This is a genomic window from Paraburkholderia sabiae, assembly GCF_030412785.1.
GTDB classification, from domain to species: domain Bacteria; phylum Pseudomonadota; class Gammaproteobacteria; order Burkholderiales; family Burkholderiaceae; genus Paraburkholderia; species Paraburkholderia sabiae.
Genome location: NZ_CP125295.1, coordinates 3,527,937 through 3,554,033, shown reverse-complemented (window position 1 = coordinate 3,554,033; position 26,097 = coordinate 3,527,937). Strand labels below are relative to the sequence as shown.

Sequence of the window (26,097 nt, the reverse complement as noted above, 5' to 3'; positions counted from 1 at the left end):
TCCGGCCCGCGCTTACTTCGTCGCGAGTGCGAGTGCGAGAGCGAACTCGTCGAGTTGCGTGATGCAGGTGTTCCAGCCATCGAAGAAACCCAGCTGTTCGTGCCGGTCGCGCGTCGCGACGTCGGGATGCATGACGCGCGCAACATAGTGGCTGCCCGCACCTTCCGCGGACATCGCGATTTCGGCGGTGAAGCCGAGCCACGGCGTGTTGGGGCGCCAGCCCGCCGTTAGCATCGACGTGAATACGATGCGTGCCTGCGGAACGACTTCGAGAAAGCAGCCGGGGTTGTCGCTCGTGCCGCCATCGGGACCTTGCATGAAGGTGTGGAATGCGCCGCCGGGACGCAGGTCGAACTCGCGAACTTGCGTGGTCCAGGGCTTCGGACACCACCACTCCTTGAGCAAATCCGGTTCGGTCCACGCGCGCCACAGCGCGCTAACTGGCGCGCGCAGCGAACGCGTGATGACGAGATCGTTTGCGTCAGCGTTTTCGACGGCTTCGTTTGCCATGAGCCTGCTCCTCTTCGTGAAGGTTTTCGACGAATTCGACCATGCGGTCCGATCGTGCTTCCCATACGGCGCGTTGTTCGGCCAGCCATGTTTCGACTTCCGACAACTTCGCGGGCAGCAGCTCGCATGTGCGCGCGCGGCCCGTCTTGTGCGTGCGGATGAGGCCGCTGTGCTCGAGCACGGCGAGATGCTTCATGAACGAAGGCAACGCCATGTCGAACGGCTGCGCGAGCACCGAGACCGTCTGTGCGCCACGCCCGAGCATGCTGACGATCGCACAACGGGTCGGATCGGACAGCGCCTGAAACACGTCGCTTATCGTTACATGATGGTTAGCCATATGGCTAAGTATAGAACAAATCGTCGCGATGGAAACTCTCGTCTAAGCTGTTTGCATCGCCGCTGCTTCGAGCGCGGCAACGGGAGGCGTTCGATGAGCACATTCAACGACACAGGCTTTACCGGTTCGATACCGGAAATCTACGAGCGCTATCTCGTGCCGATGCTCTTCGAGCCGTATGCGCGCGACCTCGGCAGCCGTCTCGGGTCGATCAACATGACGCGCGTACTGGAGATTGCGGCGGGCACAGGCGTCGTCACGCGAGCGATGGCGGACGTGCTGCCGCCGCATGTCGAGATCGTCGCGACCGATCTCAACCAGGCGATGCTCGACCGCGCTGCGCAAACCGGCGCGAGCAGGCCGGTGACGTGGCAGCAGGCCGACGCCATGCAACTTCCCTTCGACGACAGCAGCTTCGATCTCGTCATCTGCCAGTTCGGCGCGATGTTCTTCCCCGACAGGCCGCACGCCTTTTCCGAAATGCGGCGCGTGCTTCGAGGCGGCGGCGTGCTGCTGTTCAACGTGTGGGATCGAATCGAAGAGAACACGGTGACCGAGACGGTTTCGGCCGCGCTCGACACGCTCTACCCGAGCGATCCGCCGCGATTCATGCAGCGCGTGCCGCACGGCTATAGCGATACCGCCGTCATCGCGCGCGATCTCGCGGACGGCGGTTTCGACGCACAACCGCGCATCGAGACGATTGCGAAACGCGGGCACGCCGAGTCCGCCGAAATCGCGGCGATGGCGTTCTGCCAGGGCACGCCGCTGCGCGGCGAAATCGAAGCTCGCCACGGCGCGACGCTCGAGGAGGCGACATCGGCGTGCGCCGCAGCCATTCGAGCGCGTTTCGGCGATAGCGCAATCGTCGGCAAACTTCAAGCGCACGTCGTCACTGCACAACGTTGAATCCGCGAAATAGTCTGTTGCCGTGGTGCGAAACGTTCGCACAAAATCCGCGCGCGCCTTGTGTGCCGGGCATTCCGACCGATGCCCGGCGGAAATTGTTACACCTCTTACCGGACGGGCGGGACGGCGTTACGGAAGCCTTTCAGATGCCCGGTTATACTCGCGCCGTCTCAAAAACTACAGACCTAACTATGTCGAAGCGAATCATTCAGATGGTGGCCATTGCAGCGCTGACGGCTGCGACGTCGTTGCCGGCACTGGCCGGCGACATGAACAATGCGCTTGGCGGCGCGCTCGGCGGTGTGGCGGGTGCGGCACTGGGCGGCGCGGTGGGCGGCAGCACGGGCGCCGTGATCGGCGGTGCAGTCGGCGGCGGCGCGGGCGGTGCGGTGACGTCGAATCGTCGCGAGCGCACGGGCGCGATCATCGGCGGCGCGCTGGGCGGCGGCGCGGGCACGGCAGCCGGCAACGCGATGGGCGGCCGCGGAGGCGGTCTGGTCGGCGCGGCGCTGGGCGGCGGCGCGGGCTCTGCGCTCGGCGGCAACATTTCGCGCTCCAACTCGTACGCCGACGACTATTCGCACGGCTACCACAAGCGCAAACACAAGCACCACTATCAGGACTGATCGTCGCGCTTGACGCTTGCGGGTTCGCCCTGTCGCGAACTCGCGGGCCTGACGGGCGCGACGGGCACACCCGCCACGCGTTCGCAGCCTTTGCCTGCGACAAATCATCGCAGGCTGCTGTCGTCGATCAAGAACGAGATAGGCGCAATTTGAAGGTAGGATTGATGCAATTCCCTTCTTTTGCAGCCATATCGTGCCCGTCGACTATCTTCGCGGCTTTACCTCGGCCGCTCGCACCGACGCCGCCAACCGGCGGTTAGGCCTCGCGCTTGCGGGCGTCGCGGGTGCCGCGAACGCTGGCGGCTTTCTCGCCATCGGCCAGTACACATCGCACATGTCGGGCATGGTGTCGTCGCTCGCCGACAATCTCGCGCTCGGCAACCTCGCGTTCGTGCTGTCGGCGGCGAGTTCGATCTTCGCGTTTCTCGCCGGCGCGGCGAGTTCGGCCATTCTGATCAACTGGGGCCGGCGCAGAGGCACGCACAGTGTCTACGCGATGCCGCTCGTACTCGAAGGGCTGTTGCTGCTGTGTTTCGGCATGCTCGGCGCGAACCTCGAACAACATCGTCTGCTGTACGTTCCGGCCACGGTTACCGTGCTGTGCTACGTGATGGGCCTGCAGAACGCGATGATCACCAAGATATCGAAGGCGGAAATCCGCACCACGCACGTCACGGGACTCGTGACGGATCTCGGCATCGAAATCGGCAAAGGCTTGTACTGGAACCGGGGCGTCGCGTCGACGGAAGCGGGCTATGTCGGCGCAGATATGCGTCGGCTCGGTTTGCTCGCGTCGCTGCTCGGGATGTTTCTGGCGGGCGGACTGGCCGGTGCGATCGCGTTCAAGCAGGTGGGCTTTGCGGCGACGGTGCCGCTGGCGGCGCTGCTGCTCGTGCTCGCGGTCGTGCCCGTTGCCGACGATCTGTTGAGGTATCCGCGACGCGGGCGGTGAGTCTTCGGGCCGCGCGCAGTCTCGATGACACGCGCGCGGCTTTATTCATGCGATCACTTTTCCCAAAGCCTGCGCCCGAGGAACGTCAGCGTGCGGTCCCACGCCATTTGCGACCAGACGGGATCGTACTGCGTGCCGGCGATGCGGCTATGGCCGACAGCCGTTTCGTTAGCGAACGCATGATGCGCGAGATAGCGATGGAACTCGGCATCGACATTTGCTTCGCGCAGTTTCGATTCCAGCGTATCGACGGTTGCCGCAGCGAAGAACGCGTCCTGCGTGGCCCAATGGGCGAGCACGGGCGCCTTGATCTTCGACGCGTCGATGTACTCGAGCGGAGGGAATCCGTAGAACACGACGCCCGCCGCAACCTCGGGGCTTTGACATAGCGTGAGGAACGTCAGCGCGCCGCCCATGCAGTAGCCCATCACCGCGACGCGACCGGACTTCTGCTTGAGGTACTGAACCGCGCCGCGAACGTCTTGCGATGCGGCATCGCCGAAATCGAGCCCATCCATCAGATGATGCGCTTCCTCTTCTTCGACCGTCGATTTGCCGCGATACAGATCGGGCACGAGCGCGAAGTAACCGGCAGCCGCAAGACGGTTCGCGACACCGCGAATCTGGTCGTTCAAGCCCCACCATTCCTGAATGACGACCACCGCGGGCGCGCCTTCCGTTTTTTCGGGCGCCGCGAGATAACCTTGCAGTTCTTTGCCGTCCGGGCGGCTAAAAGTGACCATGGATCCCGTCGTCGTGTTCATGAGTGTGTTCCTGTTGAATGGACTCACTAGCATAGCGCCAACGCGTGTGACATGCAGGTTCACGGACTCGCGTGAATTGAAAGCGCGCTGCAAGCGGCATAGCGTTTGCGCGCAACGTTGCAGGTACGACTGCCGCTCGCAAGATGCCATGATTCCCGTGTATGTTCTCGCCGCTTTGCTCACGCTCGCCGCCGTCATTTACGCGCACTACGAGATTCCCCGCTTCACGCGAGGCATCGTCAAACGCGAAGTGGCGCACGCGGCGTTGATCATCACAGGCTTGCTGTTCGGCGCGACATCGGCATTTGCATCGGCCACACCGGTGCCGCACTGGATCGCGTTCGCTCTCGGCTTCGGAATCGTGCACGTGCCTGCCGCCGTGATCCTGCTCATCAGGACGTGGCGTGGGTCGAAGCCGTCGTGACGGCATGCGCCGTCGCTCGAAAACAAAAAAGCGGGCATTGCCCGCTTTCTTCACACGACACGTACTACGCGAACGCCCGCATTACGACGGCAATTTCCGGAACGAAATCGCGAAGCGGTTCCATGCATTGATCGCCGAAATCAGCAACGTCAGGTCGACCAGTTCGGCTTCGCTGAAGTGCGGCTTGACGGCTTCCCACACGGCGTCGGGCACGTGATCCTGGGAGATCAACGTCAACGCTTCCGTCCATTCCAGTGCCGCGCGTTCGCGCGCCGTGAAGAACGGCGTTTCGCGCCATACGACAACTGTCGCCAGGCGACGGTCGGTTTCGCCGCCCTTACGTGCATCGGCGGTGTGCATGTCGACGCAGAACGCGCAGCCGTTGATCTGCGATGCGCGCAGACGCACCAGTTCCGTCAGCGACTTTTCGAGGTCGCTCTTGTTGATGCGCTCTTCGAGCGCGAGCATCGCCTTGATCGCGTGCGGGTTGGCTTTGTAGAAGTCGAGACGCTGTTCCATGATGGTTTCCTCAGTGAGAGTGCGCTTTACCTGCGCCACACATGAAGATTAGGCGTGAAACTGGCCATATGAAATGGCCAATTTTTACGATTTACAGGTAACCACTTCGCAGCGCGCCATCACCGTCGTTAAAAGACCTTACTTGACCGCACCGAGCGCGAGGCCCTTCACAAGATATCGCTGAAGCCACGCGAACACGATCGACACCGGCAACGTCGCGCACAACGTCGCGGCCATCACCAGATGCCATTCGACGACATACTTGCCCGCCACCATATCGGTGACCTGCACGGTGAGCGTCTTGTTTTCGGGCGAGCGGATCAGCGTGTAGACAACGGCGAACTCATTCCACGCGTTGATGAACGTGAAGATGGCCGTCACGACAATGGCGGGCACCGCGAGCGGCAGAAACACCTTGAACACCGCGCGCGTGCGGCTGCATCCTTCGAGCCACGCCGACTCTTCCAGATCGCGCGGCACGGTGGCGAAATACGACGACAGCATCCACACCGCAAACGCGATATTGAACGCTGCATACGACACGATCACGCCGATCTTCGAATCGACAAGATTGCCGTCGCCATACGGAATCATCGCGGCGAGACGGAACAGGCCGACCACCAGCAGAATCGGCGAGAGCATCTGCGTGACGAGCAGGAACTGTCGATACAGCCCGCGTCCGCGAAACGGAAAGCGCGCGAGTGCATACGCGGCGGGCAGGCTGACGGCGAGCGCGAGCGCCGTCGAAAGCAGGCTGATGATCGTGCTGTTGCGCAGCGCGACGCCGAAATTCGCGGCCGTCCACATGTCGGCGAAATTCTGCCATTGCCAATGCACGGGCAACCAGCGCGCGGGATAAATGAACACTTCCTGCGCGGGCTTCAACGCCGTGAACAGCATCACGGCGAACGGAAACAGCACGACCACGATGAGCGGCGACAGCGCGAGCCAGCACCACACGGTGCGTTTCATTTTCACGTTCATGCGGGCTCTCCTTCTTTCGACGGCTGCACGCGCAAATAGAGCACCGAAAACACGAACAGCATGATGAGCATCACGAGCGACACGGCCGCAGCCTGACCCGGACGTCCGAGCCTGAAGCCGAGTTCGTACAGGTAAGTGACGAGAATATGCGTGCCGTTGTCGGGGCCGCCTTGCGTCATCACCCAGATGATCGGAAACGAGTTGAACACGTAGATCACGTTCAGCAGGATCGCCATGTTCACGAACGGGCGCAGCAAGGGCAGCGTCAGCTGGCGGAACTGCTGCCACGAACTTGCGCCGTCGATGCGCGCGGCTTCGTAGATATCGCCGGGCACGGACGACAAACCGCCGAGCAGGATCGTTACCGTGAACGGAATCGACACGAGAATGCCGACGGCGATTTCGACGGGAAACGCCAGCTCGGGAGTAGCGAGCCAATGAATCGGGCCGCCGATCAAACCGAGCCGCTGCAACGTGACGTTGACCATGCCGTAATCGTCGTTGAAGGCCCAGCGCCAGACGACGGCCGTCATCGTCAGCGATACGGACCACGGCAACATCACGATCGTGCGCGCGATGCCGCGGCCGTGGAAGTCCTGATTCAGCACCAGCGCAACGGGCACGGAGATGATCACCGTGCCGCCCACCACGCTCGCGGTCCAGACAACAGTCCGGCGCAGCGAATCGAGAAACACGGGGTCTGCGAACACCGTGTAGAAGTTTTTCAGACCGGTGAAATCCCGGATCGCACCGAAACGCGACACCTCGTGCAGCGACTGCCACACGATGTTGAAGATCGGATAGCTGATGATGAACAGCGCGAGGATCAGACTCGGCGCGATCAGCCACCAGGGCGCGGCGGCGCGTGGGGCGATGGAACGGCCGGCGCGCGCCTGGTCGACGGATGCTTGGGCGTTGGTACTCATGAAGCCCTCAGGAATGGTGCGTTTACCGCGTGCTTATCAAACGTGAAGCGAACATGAAGCCGCATCGACGTCGAATCGATGCGGCTTCCGGTACTACGCTAACGGATCGTCAAGGCAACAGCGGCTCAGTGACCGAGCGCCTGATTCGCCTGATTCGCGGCCTGCTTCAGCGCATCGTCAGGCTTGGCCTTGCCGAGATACACGGCCTGCATCGCGTTCGTCACGGCCTTCGCGGTGTCTTCCCAGCCCGTCACCGTCGGTGCGAAACGCGCTTGCGGCAGCAGGGCGATGAACGCCTTGGTGTCGGCATCGGCGAATGCGGGGTCGGCGGCTTCAGCTTTGGTGGTCGGCAGGAAACCTTCCGTGCTCGTGAACTCGACGCGCGGTTCCTTCGTGAACAGATAGTCGAGGAACTTCCAGGCGTCCTTCTTCACCTTCGAGTTCTTGAACATCACGATCGAATCGGTAACGGCGTACGTCGCGCCCGTCGTGCCGACCGGCAGCGGATCGATGCCGTACTTCAGGTTCGGCGCTTCCTTCTTGATCTGCTTCGCGAGGAACGGCGCGGAGATCATCATCGCGACGCGGCCCTGCTTGAAGAGGTTCTGCACGTCTTCACGGCTGTAGCCCGTCACGCCTTGCTGCGTCAGACCCTGGTCGATCATCGACTTGTACAGCGTCGCGGCCTTGATGCCCGCGGGCGAATCGAAGCCGGCCTTGCCTTCCTTGTTCAGCACGTCGCCGCCGTTGGTCCACAGCGCGTAGTAGTAGTACACGTCGGTTTCAATTTCCTTGCCTTGCAGGCCGAAACCGGCGACGCCCTTCGCCTTCAGCTTCTTCGACGCATCGATCACGTCGTTCCACGTCTTCGGGCCGTTCGGATAGCCGACGCTCGCGAGCAGATCCTTGTTGTAGTACAGCGCGCGCGCCGACGCGGCGATCGGCAGGCCGTACGTCTTGCCGTTGATCTGGCCAGGCGCCAGGAACGGCGCGATGAAGCGGTTCTTGAAGCTCGCGTCCATGTAGCCGTCGAGCGGCTCGGCGACGTCGTCCTTCACGAAGTCGAGCAGCCAGCGCGTGCCGACGATCGCGAGGTCGGCGTTGGCGTTGCCCGAGATGTCCGTTTGCAGCTTCTGTTGCAGCGTGTCCCAGTTCACGTCTTCGATCTTGATCGTGGTGCCGGGGTTGGCCTTCTCGAACTGGCGGGCCATTTTCTCGAAGTACGGCGCCGTCGCGTCGCTGTAATGCGCGACCGTCACACGCACCGTGTCGGCGTGCGCCGATAGGGCAAGACCTGCAAACGCGAGCGCTGCGGCGACTTTGCCGAGCGTAAGGGAAGCACGTGCATGCAACGACATTTCGTCTCTCCTGGGTGGTCCGCTGCCGTAGCCGGCTGCTTGGGTTGATTTGTTTGAAAAAATCCTACACACGAAAAAAAATATTGTCACGTAGGGCTGACGATATTTTTTGTTCGGCGGTTTTTTGCATAACATGCTGTAAATGATGGGCTTTTTGTGCAGTGCAGGGTGCGTGATGTTTGTAGCGGCTGCAGGCTTCGCGAACTCTGTAAATGTGCACTATGTAGGAAATTTTCACGAAAACGCAAACGCCGAGAGGACAACCCATGAAGCGTGTCGTGCTGGTGACGGGAGCGTGCGGCGGGATCGGCAGCGTGTTGTGCCGGCGTTTCGTCGAGGACGGCGCGACGGTGCTCGCGCTCGATGTCGACGCCGCCGCGCTCGATCAACTGGTCGCGGTACTGGGCGCGGACAACGTGACGCCGATTGCCGTCGATCTCGGCGATGCCGACGCCGTGCGCGAGCGCGTCGCGCAGGCGGTCGCCGCGCGCGGCCCGGTCGACGTGCTCGTGGCGAACGCAGGCGCCGCCGATGCCATGACGCTCGCGAAGACGGACGCCGCAAGCTGGCAGCGCGACGTGCACCTGAACCTGAACGGCACGTATCACACGGTCGAGGCGGTGCGCGCGTCGATGATCGGGCGGCAGGCGGGATCGATCGTGCTGATCGGCTCCGTGAACGGCATCACGGCGCTCGGCCATCCCGCTTACAGCGCGGCGAAGGCGGGGCTTATCAGCTACACGAAGTCGCTTGCGATCGAGCTTGGGCGCTACGGCATACGCGCGAACATCGTGTGTCCGGGGACGGTGAAGACGAAGGCGTGGCAGGCGCGCGTCGACAGGAACCCGAAGGTTTTCGAGGATCTGAAGAAGTGGTATCCGCTACGCGACTTCGCGACGCCCGACGATATCGCTGACGCCGTGCTCTTTCTCGCGTCGCCGATGGCGCGCGTGATTACGGGCGTCGTGTTGCCCGTCGATGGCGGCTTGCTGGCAGGCAACCGGCTGATGGCGGAAGACCTGACGCTCGAATCGCTTTAGCGCCCGAAACAAGGCTCGAAAGACAACATGCAACGACGGTGAGGACAGCATGGCAGCAGTGCAACTGAGCGGCATCTACAAGCGTTACGGCGACACGCAGGTCGTGCATGGCATCGACCTGCATATCGACGACGGCGAGTTCGTCGTGCTGGTCGGACCGTCGGGTTGCGGCAAGAGCACGCTGATGCGGATGGTCGCGGGCCTCGAGGAAATCAGCGGCGGCGAACTGACAATCGGCGGCACGCGCGCGAACAGTCTGCCGCCGCAGCAGCGCAATATCTCGATGGTGTTTCAGAGCTACGCGCTGTATCCGCATCTGTCCGTGTACGACAACATCGCGTTCGGTCCGCGTATCCGCAAGGAATCGTCGACGAGCTTCAAGCCGCGCATCGAGGCCGCCGCGAAGATGCTGAATCTGAGCGGTTATCTGGACCGTTTGCCGCGCGCGCTGTCGGGCGGTCAGCGGCAGCGTGTCGCGATGGGGCGCGCGGTGGTGCGCGAGCCTTCGCTGTTTCTGTTCGACGAGCCGCTGTCGAATCTCGATGCGAAGCTGCGCGTGCAGATGCGCACGGAGATCAAGTCGTTGCATCAGCGGCTGAAGAATACGGTGATCTACGTCACGCACGATCAGATCGAAGCGATGACGATGGCCGATCGCATCGTCGTGATGAACGCGGGGCGTATCGAGCAGATCGGGCGTCCGCTTGAGCTTTACGACCGGCCGGCGAATCTGTTCGTTGCGAGCTTTCTCGGCTCGCCGTCGATGAATTTCGTCGCGGGCGAAGTGGTGAGCGCGGCGAACGGCGTTGCGCTGAAGCTCGGCGACGGTGCGCAGATTCCGCTGCCGAATGTCACGTCCGCAGCGGCCGCGCCGGGAGCGAAGGTCACGCTGGGCGTGCGGCCTGAGCACATCGAAACATCGAATGAAGGCATTCCGATGGATGTCGAGGTGATCGAGCCGACGGGTGCGGAGACGCATCTGTACGGGAAGATTGGCGGCGCGCCTTGGTGCGTGACGATGCGCCAACGCGCGTCGATCGAGCCCGGCCAGCGCGTGACAGTGCGCTTTGCCGCGCAGGACATGCATCTGTTCGATACGGAGAGTGGGCGCAGACTGGGCTGACGGCAACTGCCGCTGATTCACCATCCATCAAAGGAACGCACGGGTGTCCGCACCGAACCTGATTCCTCACATCCGCAGCGCGCTCGAATCGCTGCGGCCGGCCGAGCGCAAGGTCGCCGACATGGTGCTGTCCGATGTCGACTTCGCGATGCGCGCGAGCATCACCGAGCTTGCGCAGCGCGCGGACGTATCGGAGCCTTCCGTGACGCGTTTTTGTCGCGCGGTGGGCGCGCATGGTTTGCGCGACTTCAAGATGCAGCTAGCGCAGAGCGTCGCGGGCGGGATGCCGTACGCGTCGACGGCCGTCGCGCGGGACGACGACACGCAGACGTTGTTCGACAAGGTCGGCGAGGCGGCTGTCGAGGGGATTACGCAGGCGCGTGGCGCGATTGATCCTGTTGCTGTGAATGCCGCGCTGGCTGCGCTGACTGGGGCGCGGCGGGTTTATTTTTTTGGAGTTGGATCAGGGTCCGGGCTTGTTGCTCAGGATGCTGCCTTGCGGTTTTTGCGGCTTGATATTGCCGCTAGTGCTTTTACTGATGCTCATTTGCAGCGGTTATACGCTGGGTTGCTCGAGCCTGGTGATGTTGCTTTTGCGATTTCTCATTCGGGGCGTAGTGTTGAAGTGAATGAGAGTATGCAGATCGCCAAGGAGCGCGGTGCGACTACCATTGCTTTGACCAATGTCGGGTCCCGGTTGGCCTGGCTTGTCGATATTCCTCTGCTCTTGCGAGTGGCTAGTCCTGTCGATCCTAATACGCCTGGTGTGTCCAGGCTCGTGCATCTTTGTGTTATGGATGCGCTTGCTATAGGCGTTGCTCTGCGGCTCGAGCCCAGGACGCTTGAGAAGATGCGGAATGCTAAGGCTCGGCTAGCGGCCGATGTTGCCGCGGAGGATGAGTCGCAGTAAGGGTGTGTTTTTTTGTCTGCGACGCTAGTCGCCATTCTTGCCCTTTTTTGCTTTTTGCTTTTTGTCTTTTCGCTGGCATCCGCGAATTCGTATCGGTCTATTAGCGTTGCCCCTGTGCGGGGCGGCAGTTACTTTCTTTGCCGCGGCAAAGAAAGTAACCAAAGAAAGCCGCTTTTGAACCTCCGGTGCCTGCCAGGATAACGCTACGGCATGCGTTCTTTGAGCTGTCGCGCAGCGAGGCGAACCTCCGTAGAAAGCCCGCAGTGAGGTGCGCGCGGCGCGAAAGTTGACATCCACTTGGGGCACATTCGGTCGGCTTGCTTTTGTCCGTTTGCCGTCGGTCCAATTGCGGCGGTATGTGCTCCAGACTGTGTGTGGATTTTTCGCCGTGCGCGGTTGACTGCGGGCTTTCTACGGAGTGCCGACGTCGCTGCGCCACAGCTCAACTGCGGCATGCTGAAGCGGTATCCAGGCGGGCACCGGAGGTTTGAAGCGGCTTTCTTTTGCCTACTTTTCTTTGCCGCTGCAAAGAAAAGTAGGTGCCGCCCCGCACAGGGGCAACGCTAATAAACCAACACGAAACCGCGGATGCCAGCGAAGAAAGACCCGACGCCCGCCGGGCAACAGCAAAAAAAATCAAACCACAAACCCAAACCTCCGCGATAACCGCTGGCAAGCCGAAACCAGACCCTGCGCGGAAACCCCAGCCGTATCGCTATCAAAGCTACCGGCCGTGCCCATAACGGCGATGACCAGAACAATGCTACCGGTGTGATCGAACACAGGCGCCGCCAGCGTATTAATACCCGGTATAGGCTTATTAAGCGCAGTATCAACACCTAGCTCGCGAATCCGCGCAAGACGTTCCGCGAAAGAATCCGAGACACTATCAGCACCTGCGAGCCGCAAAGAATCCTGCGCCAGCAATCCAACTCTAACGTCGTCGGCGACAAAAGCAGCAAACACACGCCCAATCGCGGTATTCACCAACGACATCACCGTGCCGACGCGCAAGCTCACATGCAACGGCCGCGCCGATTCCTCCAGCCTCACGACAGTCGGACCAAGCGGCCCGAGCACGGCCATCGCGACACTCATACCCGTCGTCACCGCGAGATCGACGATTTCAGGCTCGGCCTCACGCGTCGGCGACAGACGCTGCAAACCGATCAGCCCGAGTTCGAGCGCCAGCGGCCCCGCTTCGAAGCAACCCGACGCGTCGCGGCTCAGCAAACCGATCTTCTGCAAACTCACCAGATGCGGAAACGCTTTCGCGGGCGGCATGCCCGCTGCCGCAGCCAGATCGCGCAACGATAAAGGCCTGCCCGCCGATACGAGCGCCGTCAGCAACTCGCCCGTGCTGTCGAGCGACTGGATGCCGCGCTGCTGTTTCCCATCGGCGCCCGCAGGCGAAGAGGTGTTCAATGCTTCGTTCATATTCATGTCGACGCCGCGATGTCCGCGCCAATTTCACGCGCCGTATCCAGAAGCGCCCGCGCAATAGACCCGTCCCATTCCACATCGATTGCGCCGCTCGGCCCGATCACCGTCAACGCGAGACACAATTTTCCGTCGACATCGAACACGGGCGCAGCAAGACTGCTGATGCCGGGACTCGGCGCGTCGATGCCTCGTTCGATGCCGCGCTCGCGAATCGCCGCAAGCGTCGCGTCGAACGATGCACGTTCCGCCGACGCAACGATCTCGTCCGTGCCGCCCGACTGGTTCGCCCACATCGTCTGCAATGCATCGGGCGCGAGGAACGCGCAGAACAAACGTCCCGTCGACGTCGCAGGCAACGACATCACCGTGCCCACGTGCAGGTTCACATGCAGCGGAAAACCCGCGTGCTCATAGCGGACGATCGTCGGTCCCTGCGGTCCCTTCGTGCAGATCGCGACGCTGAAGCCGATCGCCTCGGCAAGTGCGGCAACGCGCGGCACGGCGGCGCGGAACGCGGGCTGGTTCGCCAGCTGCATCAGGCCGAGCCGCAACGACAGCGGCCCCGGTTCGTAACGGCCCGTCAACTCGTCACGCTTGATCAGTCCGAGCCGCGTCAGGCTCACGAGATACGCATGCGCCTGGCCCGGCGCGATGTCGGCACCGGCGGCGAGATCGGACAGCGCCAACGGCGCGCGCGCTTTCGCGAGCGCATGCAGCACCCGTCCGCCGACCTCGACGCTCTGGATGCCCCGCTGCGGCTTGCCCGCGCCCGTTTCGCCGTCTTTTGCTGTCTTCGCCATGCCGCTCGCGCCGCCTGCCTGTGTGGAAAAAAGATCCATGTTAAACGAACGGCCGCCTTCGACCGCGCCCGCCACGCGCCGTTGCCAGGGTTAACTCGTAATTAACGTATAGCGATACGTTTAGCCATTGACAAATAATTGGCAGAGTCTAAGATGAAATCACTCCGGGCTAACAGTCGCCGGACATGATTCCAATCAGACAGAGCGAGACACGCCTACCGCTGCGTCAGCGTGCGCCGTCTCGCCCTGCATCCCCTCAATTTGATGGAGACGAGCATGGCCAAGGCATTTGCATCGCAAGCCGACCTCGAAGAAAAGAAGATCACGTGGACGCAACTGTCCGAGAACGCCTATGCGTACACGGCTGAGGGCGACCCGAACTCGGGCGTGATCATCGGCGACGATGGCGTGCTGATCGTCGACACCACCGCGACGCCCGCGATGGCGCAAGACCTGATCGAGAAGATTCGCAGCGTCACCGACAAGCCGATCAAATACGTTGTGCTGTCGCACTACCACGCGGTGCGCGTGCTAGGCGCGTCGGCGTATTTCAAGGAAGGCGCGCAGCAGGTCATCGCGAGCCGCGGCACGTATGAAATGATCGTCGAGCGCGGCGAAGCCGATATGAAGTCGGAAATCGAACGCTTTCCGCGTCTCTTTGCAGGCGTCGAAACGGTGCCGGGTCTCACGTGGCCGACGCTCGTGTTCGAGAAGGAAGTCACGCTGTTCCTCGGCAAGCTCGAAGTGAAGATCGCGCATCTCGGCGCGGGGCATACGAAGGGCGATACCGTCGTGTGGCTGCCGTCGCAGAAGGTCTTGTTCTCGGGCGACCTCGTCGAATACGACGCGGCCTGCTATTGCGGCGATGCGCAACTCGAACAGTGGCCCGCGACGCTCGAAGCGCTGCGCGCGCTGAACGCGGAGAAGCTCGTGCCGGGCCGGGGCCCCGCGCTGACCACGCCGGAAGACGTGAACAAGGGCCTCGACTATACGAAGGACTTCGTGACGACGCTGCTGCAAAGCGGCCGCGAATCCGTCGCCGAAAAATTCGATCTGAAGGCCGCGATGGCGCATACGCGCAAGGCGATGGACCCGAAGTTCGGCCATGTCTTTATCTACGAACACTGCCTGCCGTTCGACGTGTCGCGCGCTTTCGACGAAGCGAGCGGCATCACGCATCCGCGCATCTGGACCGCGCAGCGCGACAAGGACATGTGGGGCGCGCTGCAGGCCTGATCTAGCAGCACACGTACAGCGCAGATGGATGGAGACAGCAGAATGAGCAGCATCAACTACCAGACCTTGTCGTTCGAATACCGGCGCTGCGCCGAGCAGGATGCAGCGGCTGATGCGGCGCGGCATCCTGTGATCGTCGTCGGAGCGGGGCCCGTCGGTCTCGCGACGGCGATCGATCTCGCGCAGCACGGCGTGCATGTCGTGCTCGTCGACGACGATTGTTCGCTTGCAACAGGTTCGCGTGCAATCTGTTTTTCGAAGCGTTCGCTCGATATCTTCGATCGCCTCGGCTGCGGCGACCGCATGGTCGACAAGGGCATCAGCTGGAACGTCGGCAAGGTGTTCCTGCAAAACGAACTGGTGTACACGTTCAATCTGCTGCCGGAAGCGGGACATCATCGGCCGGCGTTCATCAATCTGCAGCAGTACTACGTCGAAGGCTTTTTGCTCGAACGCGCGCAGTCGCTGCCGAATATCGACATCCGCTGGAAGAGCAAGGTGGTCGGCCTGCAGCAGCACGGCGACCCCGGCTCCGCCGATGCATTCGTCACGCTGACCATCGAAACACCGGAAGGCGAGTATCCGTTGTGCGGCCGTTATGTCGTCGCCGCCGACGGTTCGCGCAGCCCTGTGCGCAACATGATGGGCCTCGACAGCAAAGGCCGCGTCTTCAAGGACCGTTTCCTGATCGCCGATGTGAAGATGGAAGCGGAGTTTCCGAGCGAGCGCTGGTTCTGGTTCGATCCGCCGTTTCATCCGAACCAGTCGGTGTTGCTGCATCGACAGCCGGATAACGTGTGGCGTATCGACTTCCAGCTCGGCTGGGACGCGGACCCTGCACTCGAGAAAACGCCCGAACGTGTGCTGCCGCGCGTGCGCGCGCTGCTCGGGCCGGACGTCAAGTTCGAACTCGAATGGGTCAGCGTTTACACGTTCTCGTGTTTGCGTATGGAGCGCTTCCGGCACGGCAACGTGCTGTTCGTCGGCGACGCGGCGCATCTGGTTTCGCCGTTCGGCGCGCGCGGCGCGAACAGCGGCTTTCAGGACGCGGAGAATGTCGCGTGGAAGCTCGCGATGGTGCTCGACGGCCGCGCGCCCGATGCCTTGCTCGACACGTATGCAAGCGAGCGCGAATTCGCCGCCGACGAGAACATCCGTAATTCGACGCGCTCCACCGATTTCATCACGCCGAAGTCGCCTGTCAGCCGCACGTTCCGCGACGCGGTGTTGAAGCTCGCGCGCAAGCATTCATTTGCACGCCAACTCGCGAATAGCGGGCGGCTTTCGGTGCCCGCTGTGCTGCACGACTCGGCGCTCAACACAACTGATACCGAGCGTTTCGAAGGCAAGATGGCGCCAGGCGCTTCATGCGTGGATGCACCCGTTGCATTGCAGGGCGCACCGGCATGGCTGCTCGCACAACTCGGCGATGCATTCACAGGCGTGCTGTTCTGCGGCAAAAACAGCATCGACGCTGCGACGCAACGCACGTTGAAAGCACTACAAACGGGCGCGATTCCGATGAAGCTGATTCTCGTCACGCCGCATGGCGTGCGCGACCTCGCGCATGAACTGGGCGATACCGTCGTGCTCGAAGATGCCGAAGGGCTTGCAGCGTCGCGCTATGACGCGACGCCTGGCACGTTCTACCTGATCCGCCCGGACCAGCATGTATGCGCGCGCTGGCGCACGCTCGATGCCGCGCGTGTCGACGCTGCGTTGAAGCGGGCGCTATGTGTCGAAGGCGTCGCCTGAACGACGCGACACATACGGATAAAGACATTGGAGACAACCGTGGCACTCATCACCCAACTCAATCTGACGCAGCCCGACGACTTCTACGAAGCGCTGATCGACATGCATCGCGACTTCGACGAAGCACAAAGCCAGGCGGCGAATGCACAGCTGATTCTGTTGCTCGCGAATCATATCGGCGATTACGCGACGTTGATGGAAGCGATCCGCTACGCGCGCGAAGGCGTCGATCAAAACGATGCAGCCGCTGCGCGGCACGACGCTCCGCGCGTCGCGGCCTGATTCTTCACGGCTCGCCCGATAAGCGAAGCGCGAGCCGTCTTCCCTGACAACACGGCGCAACAGACGCCGGACCCAATGGGTCCGTTGGACCCGCTTTGCCCGGAGATCTTTGATGAGTCAGTCAATCACGCATGCTTATGAGCCAGGCGGCTCTGCCGCCGCGCATCAGGACGACAACGCGTTGTATCGCAAGGTCACGTTGCGCATCGTGCCGTTCCTGTTTCTCTGCTACGTCATTTCGTTTCTCGATCGCATCAATATCGGCTTCGCGCAGTTGCAGATGAAGCACGACCTCGGCTTCAGCGATGCGATGTACGGACTCGGCGCGGCGATCTTCTACGTTGGCTATGTGCTGTGCGAAGTGCCTAGCAATATGCTGCTCGCGCGATTCGGCGCACGCCGCACGTTCACGCGGATCATGCTGCTGTGGGGCGCTGCGTCGGTGTGCATGATGTTCGTGTCGCAGGCTTCGCATTTCTATCTGCTGCGCTTCATGCTCGGCGTGTTCGAAGCGGGCTTCTTTCCGGGCATCGTTCTGTATCTGACGTATTGGTATCCGGCGCAACGGCGCGCTGTGATTCTGTCGATTTTCTTTGCAGGCGTCGCGGTGGCGGGCGTGCTCGGCGGTCTCGTCTCGGGATGGATCATGCGCGATATGGCGGGCGTGATGGGCCTGTACGGCTGGCAATGGATGTTCGCGATAGAAGGTGCGCCTGCGCTCATCTGCGGCGTGCTTGCGCTGTTCTGGCTCGTCGATGGACCGCAGGAAGCGAAGTGGCTCACGCAGCAGGAAAAGACGCATCTGATCGCACAACGCGACGCGGAGAATCGTCCTGCCAGTTCGCATTCGTCGCGCGCGTTCATCGATGCTTTGCGCAACCCGCGCGTTTATCTGTTCGCGTTCATCTACTTCTCGCTGACGTGCGCATCGTTGACGCTCAACTTCTGGATGCCGCTGATGATCCGCGATTTCGGCGTGCACGATGTGTTGTGGATCAGCCTGTACACCGTGATTCCCAACGCAATCGGCGCAGTCGGGCTGATTCTGATCGCACGTCATTCGGATCGCCATGGCGAGCGGCGTAAGCACTTCGCGGCCTGCACGATCGGCGGCGGCATCGCGCTTTCTCTGCTGACGCTGCATCTGAGCAGCTTCGCTGCGATGCTCGGCATTCTGTCGATTGCCGCCGTGCTGATTTTCGCCGCGCTGCCGATCTTCTGGACAGTGCCGTCCGGTTATCTGTCGGGCAAGGCGGCTGCGGCGGGTATCGCGTTGATCAGCAGCATTGGGATTACGAGCGGCATCGTGAGTCCGTGGGTGATCGGGATCATCAAGACGCGGACGGGCAGCATGGACAATGCGCTGTATCTGCTGACGGCGCTGCTGTTCATGAGCGGCATCGCGTTGCTGCGCGGCGTGCCGAGGCAACGCGCGGCACAGTAAAAAAGCGCGCCTCTCATTCGTCAACGCTTAGGCAGCATTGGGCTGCGTGAGCGTTGGCGTATCGAATGAACTCTGTTGACCGTTTCCCTTTGCCGCATCCCGGCCCGCACGACATCGCGTTGTGGCGGGTCGATTTCGCTTTCGACCAGACACTCGCTGCGCCCGCATTCGATACGTTATCTGTCGACGAACGCGAGCGCGCGGCGCGTTTTCATCGTCACCACGACGCGATCCGCTTCGCAAGCGTACGCGCGGCGTTGCGCGCGCTGCTGTCGGACGCGACGAAGATCGACGCGCAAGACATACGCATCGCAGCCGACGAAGCAGGGCGTCCGCACATGATCGATTCGCCCGTATCCGTCGATTTCAACGTGTCGCACTCCGGCGCGCATGGCTTGATCGCGTTGTCGACACGGCGACGCGTGGGCGTCGACATCGAAACGCGCGTATCCGATTTCGACTGGCAAGGCATCGCGCGAGCGACGCTGACAGCCGATGAAACCGCATGGCTGCAAGGTCGCGATGCCGCGCAATCCCAGCACGCATTCTTCGACGCGTGGGTCGCGAAAGAGGCGCTTCTGAAGGCGGCCGGCGTCGGGATTTCGGAGCATATCACGCAACTAACCGTCCTTCCGGCGCGTATCGACGGATTCGTGCCGGAGACGCAGCGCCCCGACGCTATCCGAAACTTACTGGCAGCCTGGATCCACGCCCCGCAAGGCTATGCGGCCTGCATCGCCTGGTCGCAAAACGACTCATAAAGCATAAATGTCACCAAAAAATAATAAGAATCGCCTGTCGATTGATTGAGAATGATTCGCGTTTACGTTAGATTCACTCCCATCTGATCGAGAGCAAGGTGGAGACGAGTCGATGGCTGAATCAATGGCGAGTTTTGCGGCGCGGGTCGACCGTCATCCGGCGGCGTTCGCACCAGGAGCACTGGAGGACATCGACTGCGAGCCGCCCGTGTGCGTTGCCCGCATGCCCGCCGAGCCGCACGCTGCGCGTTCGCGTCGCGAAACCGGCTGCGAAGGATTGCTGCTCGACGTGCTGATCGAAAACCGGCGTTCGCTGATCCAGCTGGCGCGTTCGTTCGTCGGCTGTTCGAGCCGTGCAGAAGACGTCGTGCATGACGTGTTCATCAAACTCACGGGCTTTCCGAATCAGGACGACGTGCGTCAACCGCTCGCTTACGTCGCGCGCATGGTGCGCAATGCATCGATCGACGCATGCCGCCGACAGTCGCTCGAAAACACGTGGCACACGTGCGAGGAAGACGGACTCGAAGTGCCGTCGCCTGAACCCACGCCCGAGTCCGCGCTCATGACGCGCGACTCGCTGCGTCACGCCTTCGACGCTCTCGCGCAATTGCCCGAACGCACGCGCAGCGCATTCGAGCGCGTACGTCTGCGCGAGGAAACGTTGCAGGAAACCGCGCGAGCCTTGAACGTTTCGCAGACGCTCGTGCACTTCATGGTCCGCGACGCCGCGAAGCATTGCGAGGAGTGCATGCACGCGGGCGCAAAGAACGTCGCGTATGCGAAGACGGCGGGGCGGAGTAAAAAAAGCTGCGCGTCGAACGTCAAGCAGATGACGGCCTCGTGAATCGACGAAGGCAAACGTTCAACCGCATCTCATCCGCATCTCATCCGCATCTCATCCGATACGCAAGCACACACGATATGACCCAGAACACGCATCAAGACGCACAGGACGACGTTCAATACACGGTCGTCATCAACGACGAAGAACAGTATTCGATCTGGCCGACGTTCCGCGACGTGCCCGCGGGCTGGCGCGAAGTCGGCGTGCGCGGGCCGAAAGCCGCGTGCCTCGAACATATCGAAAGCGTTTGGACGGATATGCGCCCCGCGAGCCTGCGCCGTCACATGGACGCTGCATCGAACGCGCGCTGACGGGCGCGGCCTGCAACCGAGGACACGTCATGACAGCGACTCTCCCGACTCTCGACGACCTGCGCATCGAGCCCGGTCTGCCGACCATCGTGTCGCCGCGCGGCGATCGCGCGCTGACGCTCGATGCCGCCGCGCCGCTCTTGCGCGACATCGCGAACAACTGCATCGAGCGTGTGGGCGGCGTGCTGTTCACAGGTTTCGCCGTGCCGTCGATCGATACGTTCCAGCAATTCGCGGCGTCGTTCGGCTCGCCGTTGATCGGCTACGAGTTCGCGTCGACGCCGCGCAGCCAGGTCGAAGGCGCGGTGTATACGTCGACGGAATATCCGCCGCATCGCTCGATTCCGCTGCACAACGAGCAGTCGTATACGCGCGAATGGCCGATGCGCATCTGGTTTCATTGCGCGCTCGCCGCACGCGCTGGCGGCGCGACGCCGATCGCCGACAGCCGCGCAATTTACCGTGCGCTCGATCCCGCGTTGATCGAACGCTTTGCGCGACGCGAACTGCTATACGTGCGCAACTTCGGTCAGGGACTCGATTTGCCGTGGCAGCAGGCGTTCGGCACCGACGATCCGCGCGCCGTCGACGCGATGTGCGCGACGCGCGGCATCGAATGCGAATGGCGTGAAGGTGACGACGGCGAAGCGCTGCTGCGTACGCGTGAGCATTGCCAGGCCGTCGCGGTGCATCCACGCACGGGCGACCGCGTGTGGTTCAACCAGGCGCATCTGTTCCATCTGTCCGCGCTCGACGAAGACATGCAGGAAGCGCTCGTCGATGCCGTGGGAATCGAGAACGTGCCGCGCAATGTCTATTACGGCGACGGCACGCCGCTCGAAGCCGATGCGCTCGCCGAGATTCGCGGCGTGCTGGATCAGCAGCGTGTCGTGTTTCCGTGGGTCGGCGGCGATGTATTGATGCTCGACAACATGCTGACGGCGCACGCTCGCGATCCGTTCGAAGGCCCGCGCAAGGTCGTCGTCGCGATGGCGGAAAGCTACAGCGTACCGACGAACGCCCACCTGCCGAAGACATTCGCCACCGCTACATAACGATGAAGAGCAGTTCGAACATGGCGCTGTCGGCGCGTTCGCTGACAGTGGGATATCGCGATCACGTCGTGATCGATTCGCTCGACATCGACGTGCGCGCGAATCGCGTGACGGCGCTGTGCGGGCCGAACGGATGCGGCAAGAGCACGTTGCTGCGCACGCTCGCCGGTTTGCAGCCCGCGCTTGCAGGCGAGGTGACAGTAGCGGACAAACCGCTCGCTTCGTATCGACGGCGCGATCTCGCGCGCACGCTGACGATGCTCTCGCAGTTCAACCAGATTCCCGCCGGGCTCTCCGTTCGCGAACTGGTTGCGTATGGGCGCTATGCACACGGCGGCTGGATGCGTGGTTTGTCGAAAGAAGATCACGCTGCGATCGACGACGCACTCGCCGCAAGCGGTATCGCCGACGATGCCGCGCGCGATGTCGCCGCACTCTCCGGCGGCGAACGACAACGCGCATGGATAGCGATGGCGCTCGCGCAACGTGCGCCCATCGTGCTGCTCGACGAACCGACCACGTACCTCGACATTCATCATCAGCTCGACATACTCGGCGAACTGCGCAGACTGAATCGCGAGCGCGGCCTGACGATCGTCTGGGTGCTGCACGATCTGAATCAGGCCGCTGCATACAGCGACGAAATCGTGTTGATGCGCGACGGCCGTATCGTCGCGCAGGGTACGCCCGACGCGATCATCGACCCGCAGCATCTCGAAGCGACCTTCGGCGTGCCGATGCTGCGTATTGCGCATCCTCAGACGGGCGCGCCGATGTGCGTACCCGCGCATCCCGACAGCGATGAAGCGACCCGCGAATCCGCCGCCGACAAGGATCTCGCCGCATGACCACGCTCGCCGCACGAAAGCGGATGCAGCGCGCGGCGCCGCGCTGGCGCGACGTGCAGCAAAGCCGCGTCGGCATGCTGACGATATCGCTGACCGTGATGCTCGTTGTCATTGCAGCGCTGCGTCTCGCGCCCGATCTGTCGATGCTGCTGCATGCGGCAACGTCGAATGCAGGACACACGAGCGACGAAAATGCGCTCGCGCATGTGCTGCTGGTGAATCTGCACGTGCCGCGCGTGCTGGCCGCGATCGTCGCGGGCGCATGCCTCGGCGTAGCGGGTGCGCTGTTTCAGGCGCTGACGCGTAATCCGCTGGCGTCGCCGGATCTGCTCGGCATCACGGGCGGCGCGCAGCTCGGCCTGCTTGCCGCGATGCTGATTCCCGCGCTGGCGGGCACGGCTTCGGTGCCGTTGCTGTTCGCGTGCGGCCTGCTGGCTGCGGCGTGCGTCGCGGCAGCAGCGGGAGGCTGGCGCGCGACGCCCTTGCGCATGGTGCTTGCGGGCAGCGTCTGCATGCTGCTGTTTTCGGCTGTATCGACGCTCACGCTCGCGTTCTTCGAACAGAGCATCGCGGGCGTCGCGTTGTGGGCGAGCGGCAGTCTCTATCAACCGGGCGCGGACGGACTGCTGACAGCCGTGCTTTGGCTGCTGTTGCCGCTTGCTGCGCTGCCCTTCGTCGTACGTCCGCTCGATCCGATTGCACTCGGCGATGACGCCGCACTTGCCGTGGGCGTGCGTGTGGACGCAGCGCGCTTTTACGCGTTGCTGGTCGCGGTCGGCTTTGCGAGTGTGGCGGTGAGTATCGCGGGACCGATGTCGTATGTCGGGCTGATCGCGCCGAATCTGCTGCGCCATCTGCGCGGCTCGCGCTCGACGCGTCTTGCCGCGCTCGCGCCGCTGTCCGCGCTGGTCGGCGCATTGCTCGTCCTTGCAACCGACAGCATGGTGCTCGCGCTCGATCTCGACGGCACGCTCTCGACGGGCGTCGCGATTGCTGTTGTCGGCACGCCGTTGATGCTCGCGATGATCCGTCACGGCGGCGCATGGACGTCGGCGCTCACGAACACTGCGGACGCTGCCGCGCAAACGGCTCGCGGGCGTTTTGCTTCGTGGATTACGGGACTTTCTGCATTCGGTATTGCGTCGATGGTCGTTGCAGTCGTCGTTGTGTCGATCTATGCGGCGGGCACACTCGGTTCGACCACACTCGATCCTTCGCGCTGGCTCGCGGCCTTGAACGGTAACGATGCCGTTGCGCGCATGCTGCTCGATCTGCGTTTGCCGCGTGTCGCGTGCGCCTTGCTTGCGGGTGCGATGCTCGCGGCGAGCGGCGTGCTGATGCAAAGCGTCGTGCGCAATCCGCTCGCGGGGCCCGAGGTGGTGGGCGTGACGCAGGGTGCGTCGCTGGCGACGCTCGTCGCGCTGCTGTTCTGGCCGCTCGCCGCGCACGCGACAATTGCCGTGTCGTCGCTGATCGGCGGCGGTATTACGCTTGTCGCGATCCTCGCGTTGAACCGGCGCACGCGCTACGCGCCGCTTGCCGTGGCGTTGACGGGGCTGGTAGTCGGCACGCTATGGACGACGCTAGCGCAATGGGTGATCGTGCAGGAAAGCGTGCAGCCCGCGCGCTTCGTCGTGTGGCTGGTGGGCGGGACGTATGGGCGCAGCTGGAGCGATGTGCTCGCGCTGTTGCCGTGGTGCGCGCTGGCGCTGCCTGCGTTCGTGCTGCTCGCGCGTCCGCTCGATCTGCTCGCGCTCGGCGACGATCAGGCCGCGTCGCTCGGTTTGCCCGTCGCGTTGTTGCGTCCGCTCGCGTTGACGGTTGCGACGGTCGCCGCGTGTGCGGCGGTGGCGGCTGTCGGTCCCATCGGTTTTGTCGGCTTGATGGCGCCGCATCTTGCAGCGATGCTCGGCGCGCGCGCGCATCGTATGCGCCTGTGGCTCGCGGCGACATGCGGCGCAGCGATTCTCGCAGCCGCCGATATCGGCGCACGCACGCTGCTCGCACCGCGCGAGATTCCGGCGGGCGTGCTGACCGCCTTGATCGGTGCGCCGTATCTGCTCGCATTGCTGATCGTGCAGGCAAGGCGCGAACGCAAGCGCGGACGATGATGATGTCGTCGGATGCGAAACCGTTCGCCACGTTCGTCACCGATGCGCCGTTCGCTGAGTATGTCGGACGTGTGTGGCTCGGCATGCCTGCCAACAACGCGCCGAACGCCGATGACGGTACGCGAGTCTGTGTGCCTTTAACGGAACTGGTCACACAGCGAACAGCGATCCTCGATGCAATGACGTTGCGCTACGGAGGCGATGCCGACCGTCACGCACGTGCGCTGCTGTCGCAGTGGAGCAAATACTATTTCGCGCTCGCGGTGCCGGCTGCACTCGTGTCCGCGCTTGTACTGCGCCGCCCGCTCGCGATGGCGCCCGCACGCTGCGTGTTGCTGCTGAACGAAGGCATGCCCGAAGCGCTTTATCTGCCGCACGATGCACTCGGCGAAACCACGGACGATCCCGCGCGACGTTATGCATCGCTTGTCGATGAGCACCTGCGTGGCGTGATCGACATGATCGCGAGCATGACAAAGATCGCACCGCGCGTGTTGTGGAGCAATGTCGGCAATCTGCTCGACTCGCTCTTCGAACGATGCGCCGCGATGCCGGACGCGACCCGCGACGCCGCGTGGCTGTTCGAATCGCGCGTGCTGTTCGGCGGCGATGAACCGAACCCGCTGCGAGTGCCCGTGCGCAACGTGACGCCGCGTTCGACGCTATTGCCCGCGTCGTTTCGTGCGCGGCGCGTGTGCTGCGTCCGCTACGAAATTCCCGGAGAAGATCAACTGTGTGCGAGCTGTCCGCTACTACTCACGATGAGCGACGAAGAACTCGCGCTGCAAGAATGCATACGATGAAGCAGGCGTTGCGCGTGACAGTCGGCGCGGCATGTCTCGCGTTTGCCCTCTCCGCGGGTGCTGCCGGCGTGACACCTGCGTTCGCGTGCACGCCGCTGTCGTCGAATCCCACGGTGACGCAGGCGAGCGACACGCTGCCCGCGCATCCGCAGCGCATCGTCGTGCTCGAATTCATGTTTGCCGAAGCGCTGCTTTCGCTCGATATCACGCCTGCGGGTATGGTCGATACCGCGTATTACCCGTCGTGGATCGGCTACGGCGTCGAGCGCATGCAGTCGGTGCCGGACGTGGGCACGCGCCAGGAGCCGAGCCTCGAAGCAATCGCCGCGCTCAAGCCCGATCTGATTATCGGCGTTGGCTTCCGTCACGCGCCCATTTTTGCGGCGCTTAAATCGATTGCGCCGACCGTCCTGTTCCAGTTCAGTCCCGACATGAAGCTCGATGGCGCGCAAGCGACGCAGCTCGAATGGGCGCGCAGAATCTTCGACACGATCGGCTGCATGACGGGGCGCACGGTGCAGGCGCAGGCCGTCGAACGTCGACTCGACGAAGGGCTCGCGCGCGATGCAAAGCGACTCGCCGACGCAGGCCGCACGCATGCCGATTTCGCGCTGTTGCAGGAACTCGGCTTGCCCGACCGATACTGGGCCTACACGGGAAACAGCATGGCGGGTGGCGTCGCGAAGCAACTCGGCGTAACGCTGTGGCCCGCGCAACCGACGCGTGAAGGCACGCGCTGTGTCACCTCCGAAGATCTGTTGCAGCGCCCGCAAACGAGCGTATTGCTGACGAGCGCGACGGGCCCCGACGTGAAACTCGATGCGAAACTCGATTCGCCCGTTTGGCGTTTCGTACCCGCGCGCCGCGACGGACGCGTGACACTGGTCGAGCGCAATGTGTGGGGCTTCGGCGGACCGATGTCGGCGCTGAAGCTGTCGCATGCATTGACGGATGCGCTGCTTTCGTTGCCTCCGGTTAAAACATCTGCGTCGCGCTGATAGTTCGGTTCGCTCAAA

28 protein-coding genes are annotated in these 26,097 nt (G+C 62.7%); 19 read left to right on the top strand and 9 right to left on the bottom strand.

What is annotated here, in order from left to right; genetic code table 11:
• Window positions 1-12: 12 nt before the first annotated feature.
• Both QEN71_RS15945 and QEN71_RS15940 read right to left on the bottom strand, forming a co-directional pair.
• Window positions 13-510 carry an SRPBCC family protein gene (locus QEN71_RS15945; protein ID WP_201648546.1) on the bottom strand — a complete coding sequence of 166 codons (498 nt, stop codon included), beginning with the start codon at window positions 508-510 and terminating at the stop codon, window positions 13-15.
• The gene (locus QEN71_RS15940) at window positions 482-850 is read right to left on the bottom strand and encodes an ArsR/SmtB family transcription factor (RefSeq protein ID WP_201648547.1); all 369 of its coding nucleotides are present in this window, start codon (window positions 848-850) and stop codon (window positions 482-484) included. Before QEN71_RS15940 ends, QEN71_RS15945 begins: the two co-directional genes overlap by 29 nt.
• A 93-nt stretch (window positions 851-943) precedes the next feature.
• On the opposite strand from QEN71_RS15940, the gene QEN71_RS15935 reads away from it, so the two are divergent.
• The 3 genes from QEN71_RS15935 (at window position 944) to QEN71_RS15925 (ending at window position 3,337) form a co-directional block, all read left to right on the top strand.
• Entirely contained in the window at window positions 944-1,759 is an 816-nt protein-coding gene (locus QEN71_RS15935) for a class I SAM-dependent methyltransferase (protein WP_201648548.1), read from the top strand.
• A 191-nt stretch (window positions 1,760-1,950) separates the two neighbouring features.
• On the top strand, window positions 1,951-2,385 hold the full coding sequence (locus QEN71_RS15930) for a hypothetical protein (RefSeq protein WP_201648549.1): 435 nt from the start codon (window positions 1,951-1,953) through the stop codon (window positions 2,383-2,385).
• Window positions 2,386-2,578: 193 nt separating this feature from the next.
• The gene (locus QEN71_RS15925) at window positions 2,579-3,337 is read left to right on the top strand and encodes a YoaK family protein (RefSeq protein ID WP_201648550.1); all 759 of its coding nucleotides are present in this window, start codon (window positions 2,579-2,581) and stop codon (window positions 3,335-3,337) included.
• Window positions 3,338-3,390: 53 nt separating this feature from the next.
• Here QEN71_RS15925 and QEN71_RS15920 read toward each other — a convergent pair whose 3' ends face one another.
• Window positions 3,391-4,101 (bottom strand): dienelactone hydrolase family protein, encoded by a 711-nt coding sequence (locus tag QEN71_RS15920; protein ID WP_201648551.1) that lies wholly within the window; start codon window positions 4,099-4,101, stop codon window positions 3,391-3,393.
• A 148-nt stretch (window positions 4,102-4,249) separates the two neighbouring features.
• Here QEN71_RS15920 and QEN71_RS15915 point away from each other — a divergent pair, with 148 nt between their 5' ends.
• Entirely contained in the window at window positions 4,250-4,525 is a 276-nt protein-coding gene (locus QEN71_RS15915; protein ID WP_201648552.1) for a hypothetical protein, read from the top strand.
• 81 nt (window positions 4,526-4,606) lie between these two features.
• Here QEN71_RS15915 and QEN71_RS15910 read toward each other — a convergent pair whose 3' ends face one another.
• The 4 genes from QEN71_RS15910 to QEN71_RS15895 all read right to left on the bottom strand — a co-directional run bounded on the left by QEN71_RS15910 (window position 4,607) and on the right by QEN71_RS15895 (window position 8,312).
• The gene (locus QEN71_RS15910) at window positions 4,607-5,044 is read right to left on the bottom strand and encodes a carboxymuconolactone decarboxylase family protein (RefSeq protein ID WP_201648553.1); all 438 of its coding nucleotides are present in this window, start codon (window positions 5,042-5,044) and stop codon (window positions 4,607-4,609) included.
• A gap of 138 nt (window positions 5,045-5,182) precedes the next feature.
• A complete protein-coding gene (locus QEN71_RS15905; RefSeq protein WP_201648554.1) occupies window positions 5,183-6,028 on the bottom strand; it encodes a carbohydrate ABC transporter permease in 846 nt (281 codons plus the stop codon).
• Complete coding sequence (locus tag QEN71_RS15900; protein ID WP_233471688.1) at window positions 6,025-6,954, bottom strand: carbohydrate ABC transporter permease; 930 nt, start codon at window positions 6,952-6,954, stop codon at window positions 6,025-6,027. Before QEN71_RS15900 ends, QEN71_RS15905 begins: the two co-directional genes overlap by 4 nt.
• Window positions 6,955-7,079: 125 nt before the next feature.
• A complete protein-coding gene (locus tag QEN71_RS15895; RefSeq protein WP_201648555.1) occupies window positions 7,080-8,312 on the bottom strand; it encodes an ABC transporter substrate-binding protein in 1,233 nt (410 codons plus the stop codon).
• 266 nt (window positions 8,313-8,578) lie between these two features.
• Here QEN71_RS15895 and QEN71_RS15890 point away from each other — a divergent pair, with 266 nt between their 5' ends.
• From QEN71_RS15890 to QEN71_RS15880, 3 genes are read left to right on the top strand one after another with little or no spacing between them, the layout of a single operon-like run.
• A complete protein-coding gene (locus QEN71_RS15890) occupies window positions 8,579-9,352 on the top strand; it encodes an SDR family oxidoreductase (protein ID WP_201648556.1) in 774 nt (257 codons plus the stop codon).
• Between the two features lie 49 nt (window positions 9,353-9,401).
• On the top strand, window positions 9,402-10,475 hold the full coding sequence (locus QEN71_RS15885; protein ID WP_201648557.1) for an ABC transporter ATP-binding protein: 1,074 nt from the start codon (window positions 9,402-9,404) through the stop codon (window positions 10,473-10,475).
• Window positions 10,476-10,518: 43 nt separating this feature from the next.
• A complete protein-coding gene (locus QEN71_RS15880; protein ID WP_201648558.1) occupies window positions 10,519-11,385 on the top strand; it encodes a MurR/RpiR family transcriptional regulator in 867 nt (288 codons plus the stop codon).
• 636 nt (window positions 11,386-12,021) lie between these two features.
• Here the strand turns inward: QEN71_RS15880 and QEN71_RS15875 are convergent.
• Together QEN71_RS15875 and QEN71_RS15870 are read right to left on the bottom strand one after the other, a co-directional pair.
• Window positions 12,022-12,822, bottom strand: coding sequence for an IclR family transcriptional regulator (locus QEN71_RS15875; RefSeq protein WP_201648677.1), 801 nt, complete (start codon window positions 12,820-12,822; stop codon window positions 12,022-12,024).
• Window positions 12,823-12,824: 2 nt separating this feature from the next.
• Window positions 12,825-13,667: an IclR family transcriptional regulator gene (locus QEN71_RS15870; protein WP_201648559.1), complete on the bottom strand. Its 843-nt coding sequence runs from the start codon at window positions 13,665-13,667 to the stop codon at window positions 12,825-12,827.
• Between the two features lie 237 nt (window positions 13,668-13,904).
• Between QEN71_RS15870 and QEN71_RS15865 the strand changes: the two genes are divergently transcribed.
• The 12 genes from QEN71_RS15865 (at window position 13,905) to QEN71_RS15810 (ending at window position 26,079) form a co-directional block, all read left to right on the top strand.
• A complete protein-coding gene (locus tag QEN71_RS15865) occupies window positions 13,905-14,864 on the top strand; it encodes an MBL fold metallo-hydrolase (protein WP_201648560.1) in 960 nt (319 codons plus the stop codon).
• 42 nt (window positions 14,865-14,906) lie between these two features.
• On the top strand, window positions 14,907-16,619 hold the full coding sequence (locus QEN71_RS15860) for an FAD-dependent oxidoreductase (RefSeq protein WP_201648561.1): 1,713 nt from the start codon (window positions 14,907-14,909) through the stop codon (window positions 16,617-16,619).
• A gap of 39 nt (window positions 16,620-16,658) precedes the next feature.
• Window positions 16,659-16,901 (top strand): DUF2783 domain-containing protein, encoded by a 243-nt coding sequence (locus tag QEN71_RS15855; protein WP_201648562.1) that lies wholly within the window; start codon window positions 16,659-16,661, stop codon window positions 16,899-16,901.
• A 112-nt stretch (window positions 16,902-17,013) separates the two neighbouring features.
• On the top strand, window positions 17,014-18,345 hold the full coding sequence (locus QEN71_RS15850) for an MFS transporter (protein WP_201648563.1): 1,332 nt from the start codon (window positions 17,014-17,016) through the stop codon (window positions 18,343-18,345).
• A 65-nt stretch (window positions 18,346-18,410) separates the two neighbouring features.
• Window positions 18,411-19,106 carry a 4'-phosphopantetheinyl transferase family protein gene (locus QEN71_RS15845; protein WP_201648564.1) on the top strand — a complete coding sequence of 232 codons (696 nt, stop codon included), beginning with the start codon at window positions 18,411-18,413 and terminating at the stop codon, window positions 19,104-19,106.
• Between the two features lie 112 nt (window positions 19,107-19,218).
• Window positions 19,219-19,953, top strand: coding sequence for an RNA polymerase factor sigma-70 (locus QEN71_RS15840; RefSeq protein ID WP_201648565.1), 735 nt, complete (start codon window positions 19,219-19,221; stop codon window positions 19,951-19,953).
• 77 nt (window positions 19,954-20,030) lie between these two features.
• Complete coding sequence (locus QEN71_RS15835; RefSeq protein ID WP_147235598.1) at window positions 20,031-20,264, top strand: MbtH family protein; 234 nt, start codon at window positions 20,031-20,033, stop codon at window positions 20,262-20,264.
• Window positions 20,265-20,293: 29 nt separating this feature from the next.
• Window positions 20,294-21,319: a TauD/TfdA family dioxygenase gene (locus QEN71_RS15830; protein ID WP_201648566.1), complete on the top strand. Its 1,026-nt coding sequence runs from the start codon at window positions 20,294-20,296 to the stop codon at window positions 21,317-21,319.
• 2 nt (window positions 21,320-21,321) lie between these two features.
• Window positions 21,322-22,167, top strand: a complete 846-nt coding sequence (locus QEN71_RS15825) for an ABC transporter ATP-binding protein (protein ID WP_201648567.1) — start codon at window positions 21,322-21,324, stop codon at window positions 22,165-22,167.
• Window positions 22,164-24,278: a Fe(3+)-hydroxamate ABC transporter permease FhuB gene (fhuB, locus tag QEN71_RS15820; protein ID WP_201648568.1), complete on the top strand. Its 2,115-nt coding sequence runs from the start codon at window positions 22,164-22,166 to the stop codon at window positions 24,276-24,278. The genes QEN71_RS15825 and fhuB overlap by 4 nt, the downstream gene beginning before the upstream one ends.
• A 2-nt stretch (window positions 24,279-24,280) precedes the next feature.
• Window positions 24,281-25,081, top strand: coding sequence for a siderophore-iron reductase FhuF (gene fhuF / locus QEN71_RS15815; RefSeq protein WP_201648678.1), 801 nt, complete (start codon window positions 24,281-24,283; stop codon window positions 25,079-25,081).
• Window positions 25,069-26,079 carry an ABC transporter substrate-binding protein gene (locus tag QEN71_RS15810; protein WP_377790089.1) on the top strand — a complete coding sequence of 337 codons (1,011 nt, stop codon included), beginning with the start codon at window positions 25,069-25,071 and terminating at the stop codon, window positions 26,077-26,079. Before fhuF ends, QEN71_RS15810 begins: the two co-directional genes overlap by 13 nt.
• The last annotated feature ends 18 nt before the right edge of the window (window positions 26,080-26,097 follow it).